The organism is Kutzneria kofuensis, from assembly GCF_014203355.1.
Lineage (GTDB): Bacteria > Actinomycetota > Actinomycetes > Mycobacteriales > Pseudonocardiaceae > Kutzneria > Kutzneria kofuensis.
The window spans coordinates 1,827,156-1,847,186 of sequence record NZ_JACHIR010000001.1 but is presented as its reverse complement, the minus strand read 5'-3'; the positions used below and the strand labels follow the sequence as shown (position 1 = coordinate 1,847,186).

The 20,031-nt window shown below is 71.0% G+C and carries 18 protein-coding genes; 10 read left to right on the top strand and 8 right to left on the bottom strand.

All coding sequences use genetic code 11. The annotated features are described in order from the left end of the window. Positions 1–34: 34 nt before the first annotated feature. The 4 genes from BJ998_RS08425 to BJ998_RS08410 all read left to right on the top strand — a co-directional run bounded on the left by BJ998_RS08425 (position 35) and on the right by BJ998_RS08410 (position 2,569). Positions 35–913 (top strand): LysR family transcriptional regulator, encoded by an 879-nt coding sequence (locus BJ998_RS08425; RefSeq protein ID WP_184860020.1) that lies wholly within the window; start codon positions 35–37, stop codon positions 911–913. 30 nt (positions 914–943) lie between these two features. Then, the gene (locus BJ998_RS08420) at positions 944–1,186 is read left to right on the top strand and encodes a hypothetical protein (RefSeq protein ID WP_184860018.1); all 243 of its coding nucleotides are present in this window, start codon (positions 944–946) and stop codon (positions 1,184–1,186) included. Position 1,187: 1 nt separating this feature from the next. Next, positions 1,188–1,724, top strand: coding sequence for a Clp protease N-terminal domain-containing protein (locus BJ998_RS08415; protein WP_184860016.1), 537 nt, complete (start codon positions 1,188–1,190; stop codon positions 1,722–1,724). Between the two features lie 131 nt (positions 1,725–1,855). Continuing rightward, entirely contained in the window at positions 1,856–2,569 is a 714-nt protein-coding gene (locus BJ998_RS08410; protein ID WP_184860015.1) for a DsbA family protein, read from the top strand. A 78-nt stretch (positions 2,570–2,647) separates the two neighbouring features. Here the strand turns inward: BJ998_RS08410 and BJ998_RS08405 are convergent, their stop codons facing one another. From BJ998_RS08405 to BJ998_RS08395, 3 genes are all read right to left on the bottom strand, one after another. Further along, entirely contained in the window at positions 2,648–5,248 is a 2,601-nt protein-coding gene (locus tag BJ998_RS08405) for a LuxR C-terminal-related transcriptional regulator (protein WP_184860014.1), read from the bottom strand. 257 nt (positions 5,249–5,505) lie between these two features. Then, a complete protein-coding gene (locus BJ998_RS08400; RefSeq protein ID WP_184860013.1) occupies positions 5,506–7,335 on the bottom strand; it encodes a glycoside hydrolase family 9 protein in 1,830 nt (609 codons plus the stop codon). Between the two features lie 302 nt (positions 7,336–7,637). Continuing rightward, complete coding sequence (locus BJ998_RS08395; RefSeq protein ID WP_184868523.1) at positions 7,638–8,930, bottom strand: cytochrome P450; 1,293 nt, start codon at positions 8,928–8,930, stop codon at positions 7,638–7,640. Positions 8,931–9,800: 870 nt separating this feature from the next. On the opposite strand from BJ998_RS08395, the gene BJ998_RS08390 reads away from it, so the two are divergent. The 3 genes from BJ998_RS08390 (at position 9,801) to BJ998_RS08380 (ending at position 13,247) form a co-directional block, all read left to right on the top strand. Next, entirely contained in the window at positions 9,801–11,162 is a 1,362-nt protein-coding gene (locus BJ998_RS08390; RefSeq protein ID WP_184860012.1) for a penicillin acylase family protein, read from the top strand. 80 nt (positions 11,163–11,242) lie between these two features. Then, positions 11,243–12,052 carry a M48 family metalloprotease gene (locus tag BJ998_RS08385; protein WP_184860011.1) on the top strand — a complete coding sequence of 270 codons (810 nt, stop codon included), beginning with the start codon at positions 11,243–11,245 and terminating at the stop codon, positions 12,050–12,052. A 160-nt stretch (positions 12,053–12,212) separates the two neighbouring features. Then, positions 12,213–13,247, top strand: a complete 1,035-nt coding sequence (locus BJ998_RS08380) for a saccharopine dehydrogenase family protein (protein WP_184860009.1) — start codon at positions 12,213–12,215, stop codon at positions 13,245–13,247. Positions 13,248–13,291: 44 nt separating this feature from the next. Here the strand turns inward: BJ998_RS08380 and lipA are convergent, their stop codons facing one another. Next, positions 13,292–14,299 (bottom strand): lipoyl synthase, encoded by a 1,008-nt coding sequence (gene lipA / locus BJ998_RS08375; protein WP_184860007.1) that lies wholly within the window; start codon positions 14,297–14,299, stop codon positions 13,292–13,294. A gap of 36 nt (positions 14,300–14,335) precedes the next feature. Then, positions 14,336–14,776, bottom strand: coding sequence for a hypothetical protein (locus BJ998_RS08370; RefSeq protein ID WP_184860005.1), 441 nt, complete (start codon positions 14,774–14,776; stop codon positions 14,336–14,338). A gap of 104 nt (positions 14,777–14,880) precedes the next feature. On the opposite strand from BJ998_RS08370, the gene BJ998_RS08365 reads away from it, so the two are divergent. Further along, positions 14,881–15,537, top strand: a complete 657-nt coding sequence (locus BJ998_RS08365; protein WP_184868522.1) for a TetR/AcrR family transcriptional regulator — start codon at positions 14,881–14,883, stop codon at positions 15,535–15,537. Here BJ998_RS08365 and BJ998_RS08360 read toward each other — a convergent pair. Then, a complete protein-coding gene (locus tag BJ998_RS08360) occupies positions 15,449–16,381 on the bottom strand; it encodes a LysR family transcriptional regulator (protein WP_184860003.1) in 933 nt (310 codons plus the stop codon). The two genes, BJ998_RS08365 and BJ998_RS08360, sit on opposite strands and share 89 nt — an antisense overlap. A gap of 150 nt (positions 16,382–16,531) precedes the next feature. Between BJ998_RS08360 and BJ998_RS08355 the strand changes: the two genes are divergently transcribed. Both BJ998_RS08355 and BJ998_RS08350 read left to right on the top strand, forming a co-directional pair. Beyond that, positions 16,532–17,464 carry an LLM class F420-dependent oxidoreductase gene (locus BJ998_RS08355; protein WP_184860001.1) on the top strand — a complete coding sequence of 311 codons (933 nt, stop codon included), beginning with the start codon at positions 16,532–16,534 and terminating at the stop codon, positions 17,462–17,464. Further along, on the top strand, positions 17,458–18,246 hold the full coding sequence (locus tag BJ998_RS08350) for an alpha/beta fold hydrolase (protein ID WP_184859999.1): 789 nt from the start codon (positions 17,458–17,460) through the stop codon (positions 18,244–18,246). The genes BJ998_RS08355 and BJ998_RS08350 overlap by 7 nt, the downstream gene beginning before the upstream one ends. Before the next feature lie 31 nt (positions 18,247–18,277). Here BJ998_RS08350 and lipB read toward each other — a convergent pair whose 3' ends face one another. Both lipB and BJ998_RS08340 read right to left on the bottom strand, forming a co-directional pair. Continuing rightward, the gene (gene lipB / locus BJ998_RS08345; RefSeq protein ID WP_184859997.1) at positions 18,278–19,009 is read right to left on the bottom strand and encodes a lipoyl(octanoyl) transferase LipB; all 732 of its coding nucleotides are present in this window, start codon (positions 19,007–19,009) and stop codon (positions 18,278–18,280) included. 9 nt (positions 19,010–19,018) lie between these two features. Next, a complete protein-coding gene (locus BJ998_RS08340) occupies positions 19,019–19,915 on the bottom strand; it encodes a TIGR01777 family oxidoreductase (RefSeq protein WP_184859995.1) in 897 nt (298 codons plus the stop codon). Positions 19,916–20,031 lie beyond the last annotated feature (116 nt).

The window sequence follows — 20,031 nt, the reverse complement described above, 5'->3', positions numbered from 1 at the left end:
TGAGGGTTTCCGAGGCCAGCCATAGGATCAGCGAATGCCTACGCATCGCGCCCTGGAATGCCTGGTGGCCGTGCTCGACGCCGGCTCGATCACGGACGCGGCGGCCACGCTGCACATGTCGCAGCCGGCGCTCTCGCACCAACTCGCCGCGTTGGAGAAGGAGTTGGGGACCGCGGTGGTGGAGCGGTTGCCACGGGGCGTCCGCGCGACGGCTGCCGGCCGTGCGATCGAGGCGGACGCCCGAGCCGCCCTCGCCGCCGCGGATCGGGTCGTCGCGACGGGTCGTGCCGTCGCGGTCGGGGCCGCCGGACAGCTGAGGATCGCCTGCGTCGAGAGCCTGACGGCCGGCCTGCTCGCGCCAGTGCTGAGGCAGTGGCGACGGCGTCATCCGGACGTCCGGATCGCCCTCACCGAGGCGGCCAGCGCGGATGTCCTTGTCCAGCAACTGGATTCCGGCCAGGCCGATCTTGCCGTGTGTCCGATGCCGAGCCGCTGGTCCGGCCACAGTGGACTGATCGGTCACGAGGACGTTGTCGTCGTGTTGCCGCAGGGGCATCGGCTCGCCGACGAGCCGGCGATCACGTTCGAGCAGCTCCGCGACGAGCCCGTGGTGCATTTCAGCCCGGAGAACGGGCTGGCCGGCTGGCTGGATTCCGTTGCGGCGCACCATGGTGTGGTGCTCGCGGTGGCGATGCGCACCCGTCAGGCGGTCACCGCCGCACAGCTGGCCGCAGCCGGTGTGGGCGTCGCGATCGTGCCGAGGTCGGCGATCGGCAGCCGCTTCGCCGGCGTGGTCCTGCCGATGGACCCGCCGCTCGGCCGCGACCTCGTCTGCCTGCTCGCCAACCCCGCCGACACCCTGGCCCGCCGCTTCGAGTCGGCCGCCCGAAGCCGCGGTGTCAGGGTGTCTTGACAACCGGCCGTGTCAGGCTAGCCTGACACCATGACGGATCAGAGCACGCCGGCCGAGCTGGCCGGCCAGATCACCAACAAGGACCCGGCGGTGGGTCTGCGGGCCGTCGTGTCGCTGCGGCGGCTGCTGGAGGAGCTGGAGCGGCTGCACGTGGACAACGCCCGCGAGCAGGGCTGGTCGTGGCAGGACATCGCCACCGTGCTGGCGGTCAGCCGGCAGTCCGTGCACGAGAAGCACGCCAACCGCCGCAAGGCGCAGTACAAGGAGGCCTGACGTGTTCGAGAAGTTCACCGATCCCGCCAAGCGGGTCCTCGTGCTCGCCCAGAACGAGGCGATGGAGCAGGGGCACGACAACATCGGCACCGAGCATGTGCTCGTCGGCCTTGCCGGCGTGCGCGGTGCCGTCGCCGGGGAAGTGTTGCACGACAAGGGAGTCAGCACCCAGACGCTGCGCGAGGAGATCACCAGGGTGTTCGCCGCCAGCGGCGCGCAGCCCGTCGGCCCGCAGGCCGCGACCGAGGCCCTCGCCGCCATCGGAATCGACGTCGAGGAGATTCGCCGCAAGGCCGACGAAGCGTTCGGACCGGGCAAGTTCCACTTCCCGCGGCCGCCGTTCTCGCCGCGGGCCAAGCGGGTCCTGGAATACACGCTGCGGCAGTCGGTCGAGCTCGGCAGCGCCACCATCGGCACCGAGCACATCCTGCTCGGCATCCTGGCCGAGGGGGAGGGCGTGGCGGTGAAGGTGCTGCGCAACCTCGATGTGGACGTCGACTCGCTGCGGCCCGCGGTGCTGGAGAAGATCGGGAAATGAGTGGATTCGGCCGAGCCGCTCGCAGCGGGGGTGAAGGGTGCGGCCTGCGGTCGCCGCGCTGAGAAGGGCCGGCAGGTGAACCGTTCCCGGCTCCCGTCCGTCGTGGTGGGCGGACAGGGAGGAGTGTTCCGGTGGGCGCGATTCGAACCAGGGACGCCGTCGCGGCGGCCCGAAGCACCGCCGACGGCCGGCGGAACCTGATCCTCGTGGTGGCGGTGGCAGTGATCGCCGCCGTGGTGATCGGGGGCGTGGTCTTCACGCACGCCATGGCCGACCGGCCGCAGGCGGGCGGCACTTATGCCACCACGGTGCAGTCCGACGGCACCGTCGTCGCGGGAAGTGCGACGGCCAAGGCGACGCTGGACGTGTACGAGGACTTCCTCTGCCCGTACTGCAAGCACAACCTGGAAGACCCCTACGGCAAGGCCATCACCAAGGCGATCGCGGACGGCTCGCTCCGCGTCAACTACCACGTGCTGGACCTGCTCGACAACGAAACGACGCCCGCCGGCTACTCGCTCCGCGCAGGCAACGCCGCCTTGGCGGCGGCCAAGGCGGGCCGGTTCGCGGAGTTCCACTCGGCGTTGTACGACCAGCAGCCCACCGAGGGGCAGGCCGGCTACACCAACGACGAGCTGGTGGACATCGGCCGCAAGGCCGGCATCACCGGCCAGCAGTTCGCCGACGAGGTGAAGGCCGGCGCCTTCGACAGCGAGATCCGGAACCAGACGGACAAGGCCCGCGACTCGGTGAACTTCAAGGGCACGCCGACGGTCCTGTCGGGCAACACCCAGGTCGACATCAGCAAGGCGGGGTGGCTCACCCAGCTGACGGGCGCCGCCTGAGCAAGATCAACGCGCAATTCCTCCACTCCGAGTAGAGGAATGCCCCTTTCCGAGCACCAAGGGGTTGACAGGGAGGGGTCAGGGGGCTATCCGGGCCAGGTCTACCCGGGATTGGATGGCCAGTTTGCGGTAGATCTGGCGCAGGTGGAAGCCGACGGTGTGGGGCGACACGAACAGCTCGGCGGCGACCTGGCGGTTGGTGAGCCCATGAGCGACCAGCCGGGCGACCTTCTCCTCGGTGCCGGTGAGGCTTCCCCAGCCGGTGGCGGGGCGAGGCACGTGGTGCCAGTGCCGGCGACGAACGCCGAGGCGACGCAGGCGGCTGCGGACACGGGCGGAATCCCAAGCGGCGCCGAGGGAGTCGTAGAGCTCCATGGCACGGTCCAACGCGGCCACGGCGTCGTCACGGTCGTAGTCGGCCAGCAGGGAGCCGAGGTCCTCGGTGGCGGAGGCCCGGGCCCAACGGTCGGAGTACTGCTCGGTGGCGGCGGCGAGGGTGAAGACGTCCCGGTGATGGAGGGCACGGGCGTGGTCGCCGATGCCGAGCTCCTCGGCGGAAGCGACCAACGTAGCGGCGAAGACCTCGTCGCCGGCGGCCAATGCGGTGCGCACGCACCAAGCGGCGGCGGCGGGGTCCTCCAACAGCAGCTCACGCCGGCGGGAGGCGTCGGTGCGAACCTCGGCGAGCACGGCCAGGGCGGCCTCGGGGCCGCTGCGGGCGGCGGCGATCTGCGCGGTGATCCACGTCCGCATCGACGACCACGGCAGCGTCTCGAACGCCTGCAACCGGTCGGCGGCGGTGGCGACATCGCCGCGCCGCAACGCGGACAGCACGAGCACGGCCCGCAAATGCGGCTCCCACAACGGCATCTGGGTCTCGGCGGCAACGGAAACGCCGGCCAGAGCCTCGGCCTCCGCCTCGGCGAGATTGCCCTGCGCGAAGTACAGCCACGCCCGCAGCGCGACGGGCACGCTGGCCAACACCTTCACGCCGGCCGAATCGTCCTCAATGGACCGAATCGTCTCCGTGGCCTCGGCCAGCAGCCGCATCCGGATCTGCATCCACGCGAGCGCCCAGCGCGGATCGAAGTACCACGGGGACTCCTGCGTCGCCGCTTTCCGCGCGGTGGCGAGGGCGTCCTCGAGCCGTCCGCGCCGCCACATCGCCGCGGCCCGCACGGTCAGCGACACGCCGTCCCAACCGGTGGCGACCTTCTCCGCGGCGACCTGATTCCCGTACGCCAACGCGGCCAGCCGCACCGGACCGGCGCCGATCCGCGCGGCCCGGGCGACATCTCCGTTGAGCAGCAACGCAATCGCCAGGTCCTGCCCCGGCCGCGCCAAGCCGATGGCCCGGTCCAAAGCCCCGGACTTGGTCAGCGCGGCAACGGCGGTACGGGTCAGTTCGGCGTGCTCGGGCAGATCCCGGTCGGCAACCTCAAGCCCCCGGACGGCCAACGCGGCGGCGGTCTCGGGGGAATGGCCGAGCAGCCGGTCGGCGGCGGCACGAATCGCGCCGACGGACTGCCCATCGGCGACCGGGCCACAGTGCAGCAGGTGAACGGCAGCCGCGTCCGAAGGAAGCAAAGCGGCGGCCTGCTTGTGCAGCAGGGTACGCATCAGCGGCGGCACGGTGTCGAGCACGGCCCGCCACACCGGCTCGCGGTGGAACTCGAAGGCATTGGCCAGGCAACCGATGAGGCCCGCGGTCAGCCCCTCCTGCAACGGTTTGAGCAGCGTCGCCGGCGGCGTGGAGAGCATGTCGGCCAGGTCCTGCGGGTCGAACGTGCGCCCCAGCACCGCCGCCACCTGCAACACCTGCACCGTCTCCGGGTCCAGGCGGCCGAGCCGATCCCGCATGGCGGCCAGGAAACGGTGCGGCAGAAGGGAATCGTCCAGGGCAACGGACAGCGGGTTCGACGGCAGCGGGCCGTCGGCCAGCCGGGCGATGCCGGCCTCGATCCGCAGCGCCCCGTCCGACTGAAAACCCCGGACCAGGTCGACGACGGCCCGCGGGCTGCCGCCCATGCATCCGCACAGTGACGCCACATCGGCGTCCGGGGTGGCGTCCAGCAGATCCGTCACGACCTCGGCGACGACGTCGTCCGGCAGCGCATCCAACTCGGCCAGCCACTCCGTACGCGGAGCACCGGCCATCGCGCCGAGCAGCAGCCCGTTGGGGGAGTCCAACTCCTCCGACCGCATGGCGAAGATCCACACGACCGGCCGGTCGTCCAGCCGTGACATCAGGTCCCGCAGCGCGGTCACGGTCAGCGGGTCCGCCCACTGCAGATCGTCCACGGTGACCAGCACGGGGCCGCGCTTCAGCTGGGTCTCGACGTGCCGCTCGAACTGCGCGGTCAACCAGCTCAGCCGGCCGGCGTCCGGGGCGACGGCGTGCGGCTGGCGGACCACCGGCAGGCCCAGCACCGACAGCTCCGGCCGGTCCACGATGCCGTCCACCACGGCGAATCCGCGACCCTCGGCCAACGCCGCCGCCTCCAGCAACAGCCGAGTCTTGCCCGCGCCGACCGGCGCCGCCAGCAGCAATGTCCGCCGCGTGCCGTCCGCGGCCGCCGCGCGCACCGCGTCGATGATCTGGTCGAGCTGTCCGTCCCGGCCGCGCAACGGCCGCCGGGCGTCGTCCGGCACCCGTTGTTCGAGGACCTGCCGCTTCATGATCTCCCCCGGTTCGGATCGACGAAAGAGCACCGGTGATCGAATGATTCGCGGGGCGACTTCTGCGTCAATACCGCGGGAAAGGCGTGACTAATAGCATGGTCTCGGTCCCCTGCCGGGTGTTTCACGTCACCTGGCGCCCAGTCAAGCAACCGGCCAACACAGTGTCAACTCACTCTAGGAATTCCCCTGAAACAGGCCAGAACGAGTACGTAGGGCCGGACATCGCTGCCCGGCCCTACCCTTCGCCCGTTTGCCTATCCGATCGAAGCGGCGTAGAGGAACCACGTCGAGTGCGGCAGCCACTGCTCCAGCCACCGCCAGTCGGTGTTCGGGCCGGTGAACGCCGCGCCCGGGTCCCACGCGATGCCGCGGCCGTCCTCGGACTTGCCGGTGATGCCGTTGACGATGCCGCCGGCCGAACGCAGCCACCGCCACGAGCCGACCTGCTGCCCGTCCGCGTACTCCAGGTAGAGCGGCTGGTCGCGGCCGGTGCCCTCGAGCATGCACACGTCGAACGGGTTGACGCCGACGATCCAGTTCAGCTGGTCCTGCGCGTAGGCGCGGAGATCGGCCGCGAACGTCCCGGTGTAGAAGCCGGCGGCGAGCCGGGCGGCGGAGGCGAGCGAGGCCAGGCGGGCGTTCTCGCCCTGCCACCAGGCGTCGTCGGTGCGCGGCGTGACGTTGTGCGGGAAGAAGTAGCCGCTGTACCGCGTGCCCTTGTTGTCCTGCACCAGCTGCCGCGCGTAGCCGAACGGGTTGGGCACCTCGGCGGTCACGTTCAGCTCGAACTGCATCGCCCGACGCACGACGTCGAGCACCTTCGCCCTGGTCTCGGCGCCGGCGATGTCGAGGTAGGTCAGCAGGCTGACCACCGGCAGGCCGGCGTCGGAGGGGTGGAAGAACGGGCGGTCGGCGTCGTCGGCGCGCCAGTAGTCGCGGTAGCCCTGCCACGACACGAGCCGTGCGCACAAACTCGCCGCGCGGGCGTCGGCGGCCGTGCGATACGCGTCCTTCTTGGTGGCCTTGAACAACTCGGTCGCGGCCAGCAGCGCGTTGAAGTCGTCGAGGATGTTTTCCTTGCCGTCATTCAGCAGTGACACGTTGTTGGCGAGCAGGAAAGCGAAAGCGTCTTCCGCGGCGGCGAGGTATTCGGCCGACGAGTGGTCGCCGGACACCGGATAGGTGCTCGACCGGGCCAGCGCGGCGATCGCGAGGCCGCCGCCCTCGCGGAAGTCGACCTGCCGGGTGCTCAGGCTGCGCTTGGTCGGGTCCGCGCCGAGGTCGTCGGCCTCGGGCTGGCTCACCGAGCTGTAGAAGGAGCCGCCCCTGGTGTGCACGCGGGTCAGGTAGTCCGCGCCGAACAGCGCCTCGTCCTGGATCCAGCCCTGCACCGCGACCAGGTCGGTGTTGTCGCGCCTGGCCAGCTGGTCGTACGACGCGGCCAGCGCCCACGCGGTGAGTGGGATGGACAGCGTGTTGAAGTACGACAGGTTGGACAGCTGGGTGAAGTGCTTGCCCCAGTCGGCGGCCGCGTCGTACCAGCCGCCGCTGGCGTCGAAGGTGCCGCCGGACTTCAGCGGCAGCGCGCGGTCGGCCTTGTCGTACTGGCCGGAGCTGCGGGAGTCCTTGAAGTAGTGCACGAGGTGCGACATCGTGCGGCGTTCGAGCACGTTCGGCTCGATCCAGAACGGCTGCGAGCTGCCGCCCTCCACGGTGACCACGTACTGGCCGGCGCGGGTGAGCGAGGTCAGGTCGGCGACCCAGTAGTAGCTGGGCACGGCCGGCACCTGGTCGGCGAGCCAGTCCTTGACCGGGCCGACGTACTTGGCCAGGCCGCGGGAGACGGTCCTGCCGGTGGCGTTGTCCACCACCTGGTACGCCTTGGGCGCGGTCGACGCCCTGGCGGCGGCGATCACCACGCGCTTGGACGCGGTCGGCTCGTAGCCGACGTTGTTGGCCAACACCAAGGGTTTCGGGCCGGCGTCGAAGCTCGGCGCGGGCAGCGCGGCCGAGCCGGCGACAGCGGCGGTGCCGAGGAGGAAGCGGCGGCGGGTGGGTGACTGCTCCGATGCGGACTCAGACATTATTTGTAAACCTCCTTAACTATTAGTCACCCTAGGTGTCGGTCCTGTCACGGTCAAGGAGATGTCACAGCGGCGGCGCACTGTGAGCCGCGTGAACGCTCGGGAGCAGGGACTTCGCAGCGCGGCCGTGGATCCGACCGCCGGCAACACCTTGACCATGCCGAAGGGTGCGCGGCACCGACGCGTCGGCGCTGCTGCGCCACCACCGTTGCCGCCGCCGCGATCTGGAGGTTCGTCACCTCGAAGAACACGCGAGGCGGGGGCACGGCTGTGCCCCCGCCTCGCGATCAGTCTCCGAGCCGTCAGTCCACCAGCACCGGCAGCGAGTCCACACCGTACACAATGGACACCTGACGGTACGCCAGCTCCTCGGGGCTGACGGCCAGCCGCAGCTTCGGGAAGCGCCGCACCAGCGCGGGATAGGCGATGCGCAGCTCCATCTTGGCCAGCTCGGCGCCGATGCAGCGGTGGATGCCGTGCCCGAAGGCCAGGTGCGAGGAGGCGACCGGGCGGTCCGGGTCGAAGGACTCCATGTTCGGCCCGAGCGCCGCGTCCCGGTTCGCGCCGGACAGCGAGCAGATCACCACGTCGCCGGACTTGATCTCCTGGCCGCCCAGCACCATGTCCTTCCTGGCGAACCGCGGGAACGCCACCTGCACGACGGTCAGCAGCCGGAGCAGTTCCTCGACGAACGAGTTGATCGCGTCGTCGTCGGTGCGAAGCCGCTCGAACGCCGCGGGATCCTGCAGCAGCACGATGGTGCCCAGCGCCAGCATCGAGGTGGTGGTCTCGAAGCCGCCGGTGAGCAGGCCGTCGGCGATGCTGGCCAGCTCCTCGTCGTCGATGGTGTCGCCGTGCTCCTTGATGATCTGGCCGAGCAGGTCGTCGCCCGGGTTCCTGCGCTGCTTGGCCACCACGCCGCGCAGGTACTGCAGCGACTCGGAGATCGCCCCCAGCGAGGCGCTCGCGCCGCCGAACAGGTCGAAGCGGGCCGCGCCCAGGCGCTGGAAGTCCTCGCGGTCCTCGTAGTCCACGCCCAGCAGCTCACAGATCGTCAGGCACGGGATCGGCAGCGCGAACGCCTGCATGAGATCCACCGGACCGGCCTTGGCCTCGGTCTCGATGGTGTCCAGGGTGTCGGCCACGATGCGCTCGATCCGCGGCGTGAGCCGGCTCAGCCGGCGGATCGTGAATTCGGGCGTGAGGACCTTGCGCAGCTTCGTGTGCAGCGGCGGGTCGGAGAAACCGAGGCCGCCCGGATTCTGCTCCGCCGTGATGCCGAAATTGCCCGCGAGATTGGCGAAGTCGTTGCTGAAGTTGTCGACCGAGCCGAGCACGGCTCGGGACTCCTCGTAGCCGGTGACCAGCCACGCGCGGAACCCCAGCGGCAGCTTCAGGCGGGTGACCGGCTCGGACTCGCGTTGCCGGCGCATGTCGTCGACCGGGTGCACCCCGACACGGGCCAGCGGCATGAGGGCGGAATCGGGAATGAAGGGGATACGCGACAGATTGAATCCGTCCTGCCCCGTCTTCGCGATCTGCCTGCGCACGATCCACGACGTAATGCGTGATGTAATGCGCGAGCCGAGCTTCATCATGTAATTCAAGATACCCCATGGCCCCGGGGGCCCGTGCCGGCATTCGGCCAACCGACACGCACCGGTCACCCGGCCGTCACGACGCCCGGTCGGGCCCGTCCCCGACGGTGGTTGACGTGCGTCGAGGGCGGCAAGCAAGCGGTCGGTTGAAATCCACGTCAGTCGGGTGGTCTTCGGCACGCCGCCGTGCGGGCCGACGCCGAGCCGACCGCCGCGAGTCCGGCTTCGCCGGCCGGGCATCGTGGGCCGGCCGTGGTGTTACGGTCGTTTACCTTGTGCCCCATGGAAATCGCCCGAGTTCGGTTCGGATCCACAGTGGATCTGCCGTTCGGGGCAAGGGGGTTGAGCCGATCATGGTTCCGAACTAGCCTCTGCGCACTCGATCGGTCAAGGGGGTTCGGATGCGTGGTGACGGCCGGACGGAGGGACTGGGGAATCGGCCGCCCTGGTACGTGTTCGTGTTGGCAGCGCTGGGAATTCTGCTCGTGCTGACGGCGGTGGTCGGGGTGGGACCGCGGTCGTCGAGCGCACCCGCGTACACCCCGGAACCGGTACCGCAGCCGTATCGGGGCCCGGACACGCCGACGGCCACTTCGCTGCTCGGCGACCCCACGTCCGTGACGGTCACCACGACGACGACGCCCGGTTCGGTACGACGGGTGATCGCTCCGGTCATCACCACAACACCGCCGCCCCCGACGACGACCAGCACGACCACGACCCGGCGTACCACGACGATTGTCTTTCCAGACCCGGGAAATCCGTCGTACTGCTGCTGGGACGGCGGCTACGGCGGGGGTGGCCGTCGTCACCCTTGAGACACGAACTGGTACTCTCGGTGACCGAGCGACGTCGAGAGGGCGTGCGATGCGAGTGCTCCGCCTGGTGCTCGCCGCCGGCCTCGTGCTCGGCCTCGCGGCGTCCGCCGCGGCCGTCGGTACGGGGTACGCAGCGGTGCTGCGCCGCACCGAATACGGCATGCCGCGCATGCCGGCCAAGGACCCCGGGTCCGGCCCGGACGCCGATGCCGGCGACCTGAGTCACGGCCCGCTGACCAATCTCGAAAGGGTGTCCCGGGATCAGGACGACACCGTCGCCGAGCCGCGGGAGACGCGAAACCGTTACCAGGACGTGCCTTTCGTGAACACGATCGCCGCGGTGTCGCACGTCACCGTTGAGCAGTCCGCGCGCTGCGGCGACACGCCCGACGCGAAGGCGCTCCACCCGACGGAACCGGAGCTCGGCAGGTCCACTTCGGACTGTGCTCGGGGCAGCGACCCGGACGCGATCGTGCCCGGCATCTTCGGCCCGTGTCCCGCGCTCACCCGAGCCGAGCTCGTCACCACCAGCAACGACAGCTCGTGGCTGGCCAACCCGGCTGCGCCGATCACCGCGCCGCCCGCGATCCACGGATCGGCCGGGGCCAAACGACCGCCCCGCGCCCAGCTCGGTCTGGAACAGATCCAAGATCGGACCGGGACCGGTTTCACACTGGCGAACATGCAGCAGTTGCCGACCGGGGAAGGGAACTGGAGCGCCGAGCGCGTCCGTGACGCCGCTGCGACGATGTGCCGGCACGATCCCGTGCTCATGTCGGGCGACGGCGCCAAGGTTGACATGACCGCAGCCTGCGCGGCGCTGGCCGAGTGGAGCGGGCGCGACGGCGTGAACGATCGAGGAGCGGTGCTGTGGCGGGAGTTCTGGCTGCGTGCGGCCCGGATGCCGGATGTCTGGTCGGTTCCGTTCGACCCGAACCGGCCGGTGAGGACACCGAACACCCTCGACACGGCCGGCCCCGGGGTCAGGCAAGCGCTTGCCTGCGCGGTGCTTCGGTTGTCACAGTTGGGTGTCCCGGTGGATGCGCCGCTCCCGGCGGCCCGGTACACCACGGTCGGCGGCGGCGAACTGCCGGTGCCAGGGTGCGGAAACGTGGAGGGCTGTCATGACATCACCGCGGCCACCGACCAGGGACTGCGGCGCGACGACGGCCGTTTCGGCGCTGTGACCATGGGTTCCAGCTTCGTGACGGCCGTGCGTCTCATGGGGGACGGGCCGACCGCCCGGCCCCTGCTCACCTGTTCCGAGTCGTCCGACCCGTCCTCGCCGCACCACGGCGACCAGACGCGGCTGCACGCGTCGGGCTGGTGGGTCGTGGACCGCTTCGACGAGGCGGCGATCGCCGCCGACCCGGAGCTGTCAGTGTCGGTTTTGTGTGGTCGTGGCGCATAGTTCACGCTCCGTCGCGAATCGACTTCATAACGTCTGTCGTCGGAGGTCCGCTGTGGACCGAACGGAAGTACGCTGCGCACGTGTCTTCGGTGGAGGGGCAGCCGGTTCCGGCTGACGAACAGGTGGTCGGCTCCGTGCTGCCCAGGGACCGAGACCTCGTCCGGTGGCTGGTGGTGGTCGGGGGCTGTTACCTCGCGGCCGCGCTGGTGCTGGTGCTGGTCGCGGGCGAGGACGCCTTGCGGGTGCTGGGATATGTCGTCGACGTCCCGATGGCCGTGCTTGCCTCGGCCGTCCTGGTTCGGGTCGCTCGGTTACGCCAGTTGCAGCGCCGGACCCGGTTGCGGCCGGCCCTGCTGGCGCCCCAGCTGGCCGCCGGGATAGCGCTTGCCGGGATCCCCGACGTCCGGGTCCGCGTGGGCTCCCGCGCGGTCGGCCGCTCCTATCGCGCCGGCCGGCACGGCGTCGTGCTGCTGAACGACACGTTGCTCGACCGCATCCCGCTGGCCACCACCTTTGTCGTCGCCCACGAGCTCGCACACCTGGCCCGGCACGACACCCTGCGGCAGACCGTCGTCGCCGTGTACCTGCTCACCCTCTCCGCGCTGTCGCTGTGGGTGCTGCCGTGGCCGGTCGCCGTCGTGATCGCCGCGATCGCCGCGGCTCTCGCCGTGACGTACAGCTGGACGCGGGAACTGGACTGCGACCGGATCGCCGCCCGCTGCGCCGGACAGCGCTCCGGCGTCGCCGCGATGGACGCGTTCGCCAAGTGGCGGGTCCGCAACCCGCTGCTGCGGCTGTGGGGCGTGTTCAGCCACCCGCCGTTGTCGTTGCGCCGCAACGCCGTGCTCGATCCCGAGCGGATGACCGGCTGGTTCGGTCCCAAGGACTGACCGCCCCCGGAACCGGCCGCCCCAAGGACTGGCCGATCGCCTCGAAGGGCTGCCCCATCGGGCCTGGTGAGCGCCGCACCGCGCTGCCAGTGTGAAGACGCGGGCCGCCGTTGTTGAGGTGGGAGCAGCAACGGCGGCTCCGGCTGGTCATACTCGGTGCATGTGGATGGTCTACGGCGCCAACGGCTACACCGGCAGGCTCATCGCGCAGGTCGCGGGGCGGCGCGGCGAGCGCCCCGTGCTCGCCGGGCGATCGGCCGAGAAGCTCGAGCCGCTCGCCCGTGAACTCGGGCTGGAACACCGTGTTGTCCCGCTCGACGACCAGGACCGGCTGTGCGAGGGCCTCGGCGACGTCGACGCCGTCGTGCACTGCGCGGGCCCGTTCTCGGTGACCTCCGAGCCGATGGTCGACGCCTGCCTGGCCACCGGCACCCACTACGTCGACATCACCGGCGAGATCGACGTTTTTGAGCGGATCTTCACCCGGGACGGCGAGGCTCGGCGCGCCGGCGTGGTCCTGCTGCCCGGCTCCGGTTTCGACGTCGTGCCCACCGACGGCGTCGCCGCGCGGCTGGCCCGGGAGCTGCCCGACGCCGTCGAGCTGGAGCTCGCCTTCCTCGCCGGCGGCGGGATGAGCCCCGGCACCATGAAGACCACCGTCGAGGGCATCACCACCGGCGGGCGGGCCCGGGTCGACGGCGAGCTCGTCACCGTGCCCGTCGGGCACCGCAGCCGCGTCGCCGAGTTCGCCTCACGTCCCCGGCGGGTCGGCTCCGTTCCGTGGGGCGATCTCAGCACGGCCTACCGGTCCACCGGCATTCCCACCATCACCACCTACACCGTGGTGCCCGAGTTCGCCGCCACCGCGCAGAGCCTGCTCGCCCCCGTGCTGCGGAGCACCGTCGCGCAGGAGTTCGCCAAGCGGTTGGCCGGCTTCATCCCCGGGCCCAGCGAGCGGCACCGCAACGGCACCCGCAGCGAGGTGTGGGGCCTGGTCCGCAACGCCGCCGGCCGGGAGCTGTCGATGACCCTCACCGGCCCGAACCCGTACCAGCTCACCGCCGATGCCGCCGTCCGCGCCGTCACCAAGCTCATCGCCGGCGCGGCGGAGCCCGGCTCCCACACCCCGTCCTCCGCCTTCGGCCCCGAGTTCGTGGCCGAGTTGGACGACGTCCAGCTCAGCCCCGTCGGATAGCAAACGGCCCCTCCACCCGAGCGGAGGGGCCGTTTCGACTTTGCTCAGCGGGGGGCCAACAGGCTGCTGGCCTCCTGGGCGGCGGACCCGGCCTGCAGCAGGTGCTCCAGGTTGGCGGGCAGCTGCTCACCGCGCTTGTGCACGGCCTGCGCGTACAGCCGGCCGGCGCGGTACGAGGACCGCACCAGCGGACCGGCCATCACGCCGGAGAAGCCGATCTTCTCGGCGTCGGCGGAGTGCGCGACGAACTCCTCCGGCTTGACCCACCGCTCGATCGGGTGGTGCCGCACGCTGGGCCGCAGGTACTGGGTGATGGTGATGATCTCGCAGCCGGCGTCGTGCAGGTCGTGCAGCGCCTCGGTGACCTCCTCCGGCGTCTCGCCCATGCCGAGGATGAGGTTGGACTTGGTGACCAGCCCGGCCTCCCGGGCCTTGGTGATCACCTCCAGCGACCGCTCGTACCGGAAGGCCGGCCGGATCCGCTTGAAGATCCGCGGCACGGTCTCCAGGTTGTGGGCGAGCACCTCGGGCCGGGACGAGAAGACCTCGGCCAGCTGGTCGGCGTCGGCGTTGAAGTCGGGGATCAGCAGCTCGACGCCGGTGCCCGGGTTCATGGCGTGGATCTGCCGCACGGTCTCGGCGTACAGCCACGCCCCGCCGTCGGGCAGGTCGTCCCGGGCGACACCGGTGACGGTGGAGTACCGCAGCCCCATGGCCTGCACGGACTCGGCGACCCGGCGCGGCTCCTCGCGGTCGAACTCGGCGGGCTTGCCGGTGTCGATCTGGCAGAAGTCGCAGCGGCGGGTGCACTGGTCGCCGCCGATGAGGAAGGTCGCCTCCCGGTCCTCCCAGCACTCGTAGATGTTGGGACAGCCGGCTTCCTCGCACACGGTGTGCAGGCCCTCGCGGCGGACCAGCCCCTTGAGCTCCTGGTACTCGGGACCCATGCGGGCCTTCGTCTTGATCCAGGACGGCTTCTTCTCGATGGGGGTCTGGCTGTTGCGCACTTCCAGACGCAGCAGCTTGCGGCCCTCGGGGACTACCTCTGTCACACGCTCACCTTACGCTTCGGCGCAGCGTGTCCGGGGTCACGCGGCGGCGGGCACCCGGCCACGCAGCAGGGCGGCGAACGCCCCGCCGACCCGCTCCAGCACGTCGTCGGGCTCGGTGAACTCGGCCAGCCCGGCGGCCAGCGCGAGCATGCGGTGCTCGCGCGCAGTGGCATCCGCGAGCACGCCGCTCGAATTCTCGTCGAGCAGACGCCGCAGATTCGGGTTCTCGGCGACGGCACGCCGCCACGCGGCGGACACGGCGTCCACACGGTCGCCCTCGGTGTCCGACAGCGCCAGCCCGATGCGGGCGGTCAGCTGCTGCGTCCACTTGTGGTCCAGGGCCAGCAGCAGCTCGTCGGTGTCGGCGAACACGGCGGCAGCGTCGGGGACCCGGGTGAAGGCCTCCTCGATCGTGCCGGGAGTGGCCAGTACGGCGTCGATGACGTCCCGGCGACGGTAGTAGTCGTTCCAGCTCATCGTCGTACCTCCGGTCTTCGGCATACTCGCGGTATGTCCGACACGACGACCATACCATGGGTACGTACCGGCGGTATGTGGATAGAGTTGTGAGCGTGGCGACAGTGCGGTCGAGACGGCTCGAGTACTCGGAATCCACCAGGGACGCCCTGGTGGACAGCGCCGTCGAGCTGTTCACCAAACGGGGATACGCGGGCACCTCGCTGGACGAGGTGGCCAAGCGGGCGCGCGTCACCAAGGGGGCGCTGTACCACCACTTCAGCGGCAAGCAGGCGCTGTTCGAGGCGGCCTTCGACACCGTGGAGACCAAGGCGATGCGCCGCCTCGGCGAGATCGTCAGCGGCCCCGGCCACCCGTGGGAGACGGCCATGGCCGGCCTGCGGGCGTACGTGCGGGTCTGCCTCGACCCGGCGTTCCAGCGCATCGTCGTGCACGAGGGCCCGGTGGTCATGGGCTGGGCCCGCTGGCGCGAAGCCGAGGAGCACTACAGCTTCGGCGTCATTCGCGAGTCGGTGGCGGCGCTGGTCGAGGCCGGCGAGATCGAGGAAGTGCCGATCGAGGTGATGTCCCGGCTGCTCTACGGCGCGCTGTCGGCCGGCGCCAGCATGATCGCCGGCGCCGCCGACCCGCGCAAGGCCAGTGAGGAAGTGGCCTGGTCCATCACGAAGGTGGTCAGCGGACTGCGCCGACCGGCAGCAGCAGGTGCTGACGGGCCGGCGGCGGAACCGGCCGATCGGCCGGCACGGCGTCGTCGCCGCTAGCCAGCACCGCGGCCAACAGGGCGCCGGCCGCCGCGTTCGACCGCTCCGGATGGGCGAGCATCAGCTCCCACGCCGGCGCCTCGCCCTGCAGCTCCACGAACCGCACCCCGGCCCGGCCGCGGGCGGTGGTCCGCGGCAGCACCGCGATCGCCAGCCCGGCCGCCACGACGTCCAGCATGGTGTGCACGTCGTCGGCGTGGAACGCGACCTTGCCGCCGAACTCGTTGCCGCCGCCGGGGAACTCCACCAGCGTCTCGGCCCGCAGCTCGCCGAGGGCGACGGCGTTGCGCTGGGCGAACCGGTGGTCCGGCCCGCACGCCACCACCGGCCGCTCGGGCCGTACCGGCGTGACGTCCAGCCCGTCGCCGCCGGGCGCGCCCCCGGCCAGCCGGTTCGCCGGCATCAGCAGCAGGGCCAGGTCCAGCCGCCCGTCCCGGACCTGGTCGAGCAGCCGGGCCGAGCCGTCGTGGCTGAGCGCCACCTCGACGTCGGGGTGGGCCCGGTGGAAGCGGCCCAGCGCCGACATGAGGTGCCCGTGGTCGACGGCCCGGGCCAGCCCGACGCTGACCCGGCCGCGCAACCCGCCCTGCACGGCGGCGACGGCCTCGCGCGCGGCGGTCACGGTGCTCAGCGCGCGGCGCGCCTCCACTAGCAGCGCCCGGCCGGCGTCGGTCAGCCGGACCTGGCGCTTGTCCCGGACGAACAGCTGCGCGCCGAGCTCGCGCTCCAGCGTCTGGATCGATGCGGAAAGGCTGGACTGAGCGATGTGCAGTCTCCGTGCGGCCCTGGTGAAGTGGCATTCCTCCGCTACGGCGACGAAATGCGACAACTGGCGCAACTCCATGCTGATCACCCGGTTCTTGGCGGTATTTGGCTGGCAACAGCACGCGGCGTCACCGATGACCATATGTCCGTGACGGGGGGAGCAGGCAATGTCTGATGGATTCATTAGTGCCGAACGGCTCCACTGGCGCCGGGTGGCTAGGTTGTGCTCGTGGACTTTCGGATCTTCACCGAACCCCAGCAGGGGGCCAGCTACGACGACCTGCTCCGGGTGGCCCGTGCCGCCGAGGATGCCGGTTACGACGCGTTCTTCCGTTCCGACCATTATCTGAAGATGGGCTCGGCCGACGGCCTGCCCGGCCCCACCGACGCCTGGATCACGCTGGCCGGTCTGGCCCGCGAGACGTCCCGGCTGCGGCTGGGCACGCTGATGAGCCCGATCACCTTCCGGCACCCCGGCCCGCTGGCCATCTCGGTGGCGCAGGTGGACCAGATGTCGGGCGGCCGCGTCGAGCTGGGCATCGGCAGCGGCTGGTTCGAGGCCGAGCACGCCGCCTACGGCATCCCGTTCCCGGCCCTGGGCGAGCGCTTCGACCAGTACGAGGAACAGGTGGAGATCATCGCCGGGCTGTGGGGCACGCCCGTCGGACAGACCTATTCGTTCGCCGGCAAGCACTACCAGCTGACCGAGTCGCCCGCGCTGCCCAAGCCGGCGCAGAGCCCGCGCCCGCCGATCCTGATCGGCGGCCACGGCGCGCGGCGCACGCCCCGCCTGGCCGCGAAGTTCGCCGACGAGTTCAACATCGGCTTCTCCTCGATCGCCGACTCGGCGGCCCAGTTCGACCGGGTCCGGGCGGCGTGCGAGGCCATCGGCCGCGACCCGTCGTCGGTCATCATGTCGGTGGCGCATCCCGTGGTCGTCGGGCGTGACGACGCCGAGGTGGCCCGCCGCGCCGCCGCGATCCGCCGTGACGTGGACGAGCTGAAGGCCAACGGTTTCTGCGGCACGCCGGCCGAGGTGCTGGACCGGATCGGCGCCTGGCACGAGGGCACCGGCACCAACCGGATCTACCTCCAGCTGCTGGACCTGGCCGACCTCGACCACGTGGACCTCTTCGCCGCCGAGGTCGCCGCCCGGTGGTGACTGTGTTGCTGCTGCACGGGCTCGGCGGCGACCACCGTGGCCTGCGGGACCTGGCCGACGCGCTCGACGGGGTCGACGTCGTCGTGCCGGACCTGCCGGGCTACGGCGCTTCGCCGCCGCTCACCGTGCCCCACACCCTGGAGAACTACGCCGCCGAGATCGAGCGGCTGCGGCTGTCGCTGGGGCTGGACCGGTTCGTGCTCGCCGGCCATTCGCTGGGGGCATCCATCTCGCTCGTCTACGCCGCGCGCTACGGGTCGGCGCTGGACGGGCTCTGCCTGTTCAACCCCGTGTCCGAAGCGACCGGCCTCACCGCGTGGCTGGGCAAGCTCTACTACCGCATCGGCTCGTGGCTGCCGTCGCGGGCCGCCCGCTTCTGGCTGTGCAGCAAGCCCGCCGTGTATCTCGCCGACGCCTTCGTCATCGTGACGCCGGACAAGGCGCGGCGACGGTGGATCTTGGAGATGGACTACGAGAACTACCGCAACGCCAGCGTGCCGGCGATGACCGAGGCGTTCCTCAGCTACTTCGACACGCGGTTCGCCGACCTGGCGGCCTCGGTCGACGTGCCGACCCTGGTCGTCACCGGCACCCGTGACGGCATCGCCCCCGTCGACGCCGTGACGGCCCTGCACCAGGGCATCGCCGGCTCGGAGCTGATCATCGAACCCGGCGCCGGCCACCTCTTCCCGGCCGAGGACCCGGGGCGGGCGGCGGACCTGCTCAACGCCTTCCTCCGGCGAGTCACGCCCACCGTCACACCGAATGTCGATCTGGGGTAGATCACCGGCGGCCGTCGGGGGACGGCTCTCGTCAGGACGACAGGGAGAACGTCACCCCGGCGGCGGTCGGCTGCTTGCGCTCGATGTCCCGAACGGTCACGGGCAGCGTGCCCTCGATGGCGGCGAGCACGGCCGCCTCGACCAGCGGCTGGACCTCGGCGACGGTGACGTCGCGACCCAGCTCGGCCGACAGCGAGGTGACGCCGGCGTCGCGGATGCCACACGGGATGATCTTCCCGAAGGCGTCGAGGTCGGCGTTGCAGTTGATCTCCAGGCCGTGCATGGTGACGCCGCGCTGGACCCGGATGCCGATGGCGGCGATCTTGCGCTCGGGCCGGTCGCCGTCGGCGGCCAGCCACACGCCGCTGCGGCCCTCGACCCGGCCGGTGGCCAGGCCGAAGGCGTCGCAGACGTGGATCAGCGCCTGCTCGATGCGCCGCACGTAGTCGACGACGTCGACCGGGTCGGACAGCTTGACGATGGGGTAGCCGACCAGCTGCCCGGGGCCGTGCCAGGTGATCTTGCCGCCGCGGTCGACGTCGATCACGGGCGTGCCGTCCTGCGGGCGGTCGGCGGGCTCGGTCCGCTTGCCGGCGGTGTACACCGACGGGTGCTCCAGCAGCAGCAACGTGTCCGGACCGACGCCGTCGGCGCGGGCGTTCAGCAGCTCGCGCTGGAGCTCCCAGGCCTCGGCGTAGTCGATGGTGCCCAGCGGCCGCACCTGCACGGGATCGGCGGAAGCACGGCAGGAAGAGGTCGTCACACAACGACTTTACGCCCGCTGCCCGAGCACCTCCGGCAGGGCTGTGGCCACCGTCTCGTGTTGGAACTGGAAGCCGTGCTCCAGCAACGCCTTCGGGGTCGCGCGCTGACCGATCAGCACGCCCTCGTCGGCGAACTCGCCGAGCGCGGCCCGCAGCGCGAAGGCCGGCACCGTCCACGGCGTCGGGCGGCCCATGACCTCGCCCATCGCCTTGGTCAGCTCGGCGTTGGTCAGCTGCTCCGGCGCGCACAGGTTGACCGGCCCCGAGATGTCCTCGTGTTCCAGCACGAACCGGATCGCCGCCAGCTCGTCGTCCAGCGAGATCCACGGCCAGTACTGGCGGCCGTCGCCCAGCTTGCCGCCCAGCATCAGCGAGAACAGCGGCTTCAGCCTGCCCAGCAGCCCGCCCGACTCGGCGAACACCAGGCCGGTGCGCAGCAGCACCACCCGCGAACCGGCGTCGGCCGCGGGACGGGTCGCCGACTCCCACTCGTGCACAAGATCGGCGAGGAAGCCCTCGCCCTTCGGTCCCGACTCGTCGACCACCCTGTCGCCGGTGTTGCCGTAGTAGCCGACCGCCGAGGCGTTCACCAGCACGGGAATTCCGCGCTCCGCGACGGCCGCCGCCAGCACCTCCGTCGGCTCCACCCGGGAGTCGAGCAGCGTCTGCTTGCGGGCCTGGCTCCAGCGCTTGTCGCCGACGCCCGCACCGCACAGGTTCAGCACCGCGTCGACGCCGTCGAACGTGCCGTCCTGGATCCGGCCGGCCGGCGGGTCCCAGCTGCGCTCGTCCCGGGCCGCCGCCGGCCGGCGCACCAGGCGCAGCACCTCGTGCCCGGCCTGCCGCAGCACCGGCAGCAGAGCGGAACCGATCAAGCCGGACGACCCGGCCACCACCACGCGCATACCCCGATCGTCCCCCGAGCGCCCGCGCCCCGCAGCACCGGGGGTCCGGTCGGTCCGCCCTCGGACACGGAATACCGAAGTCGGATCGGTGCGCTCGGAAAACCCTGCTTCCCGCG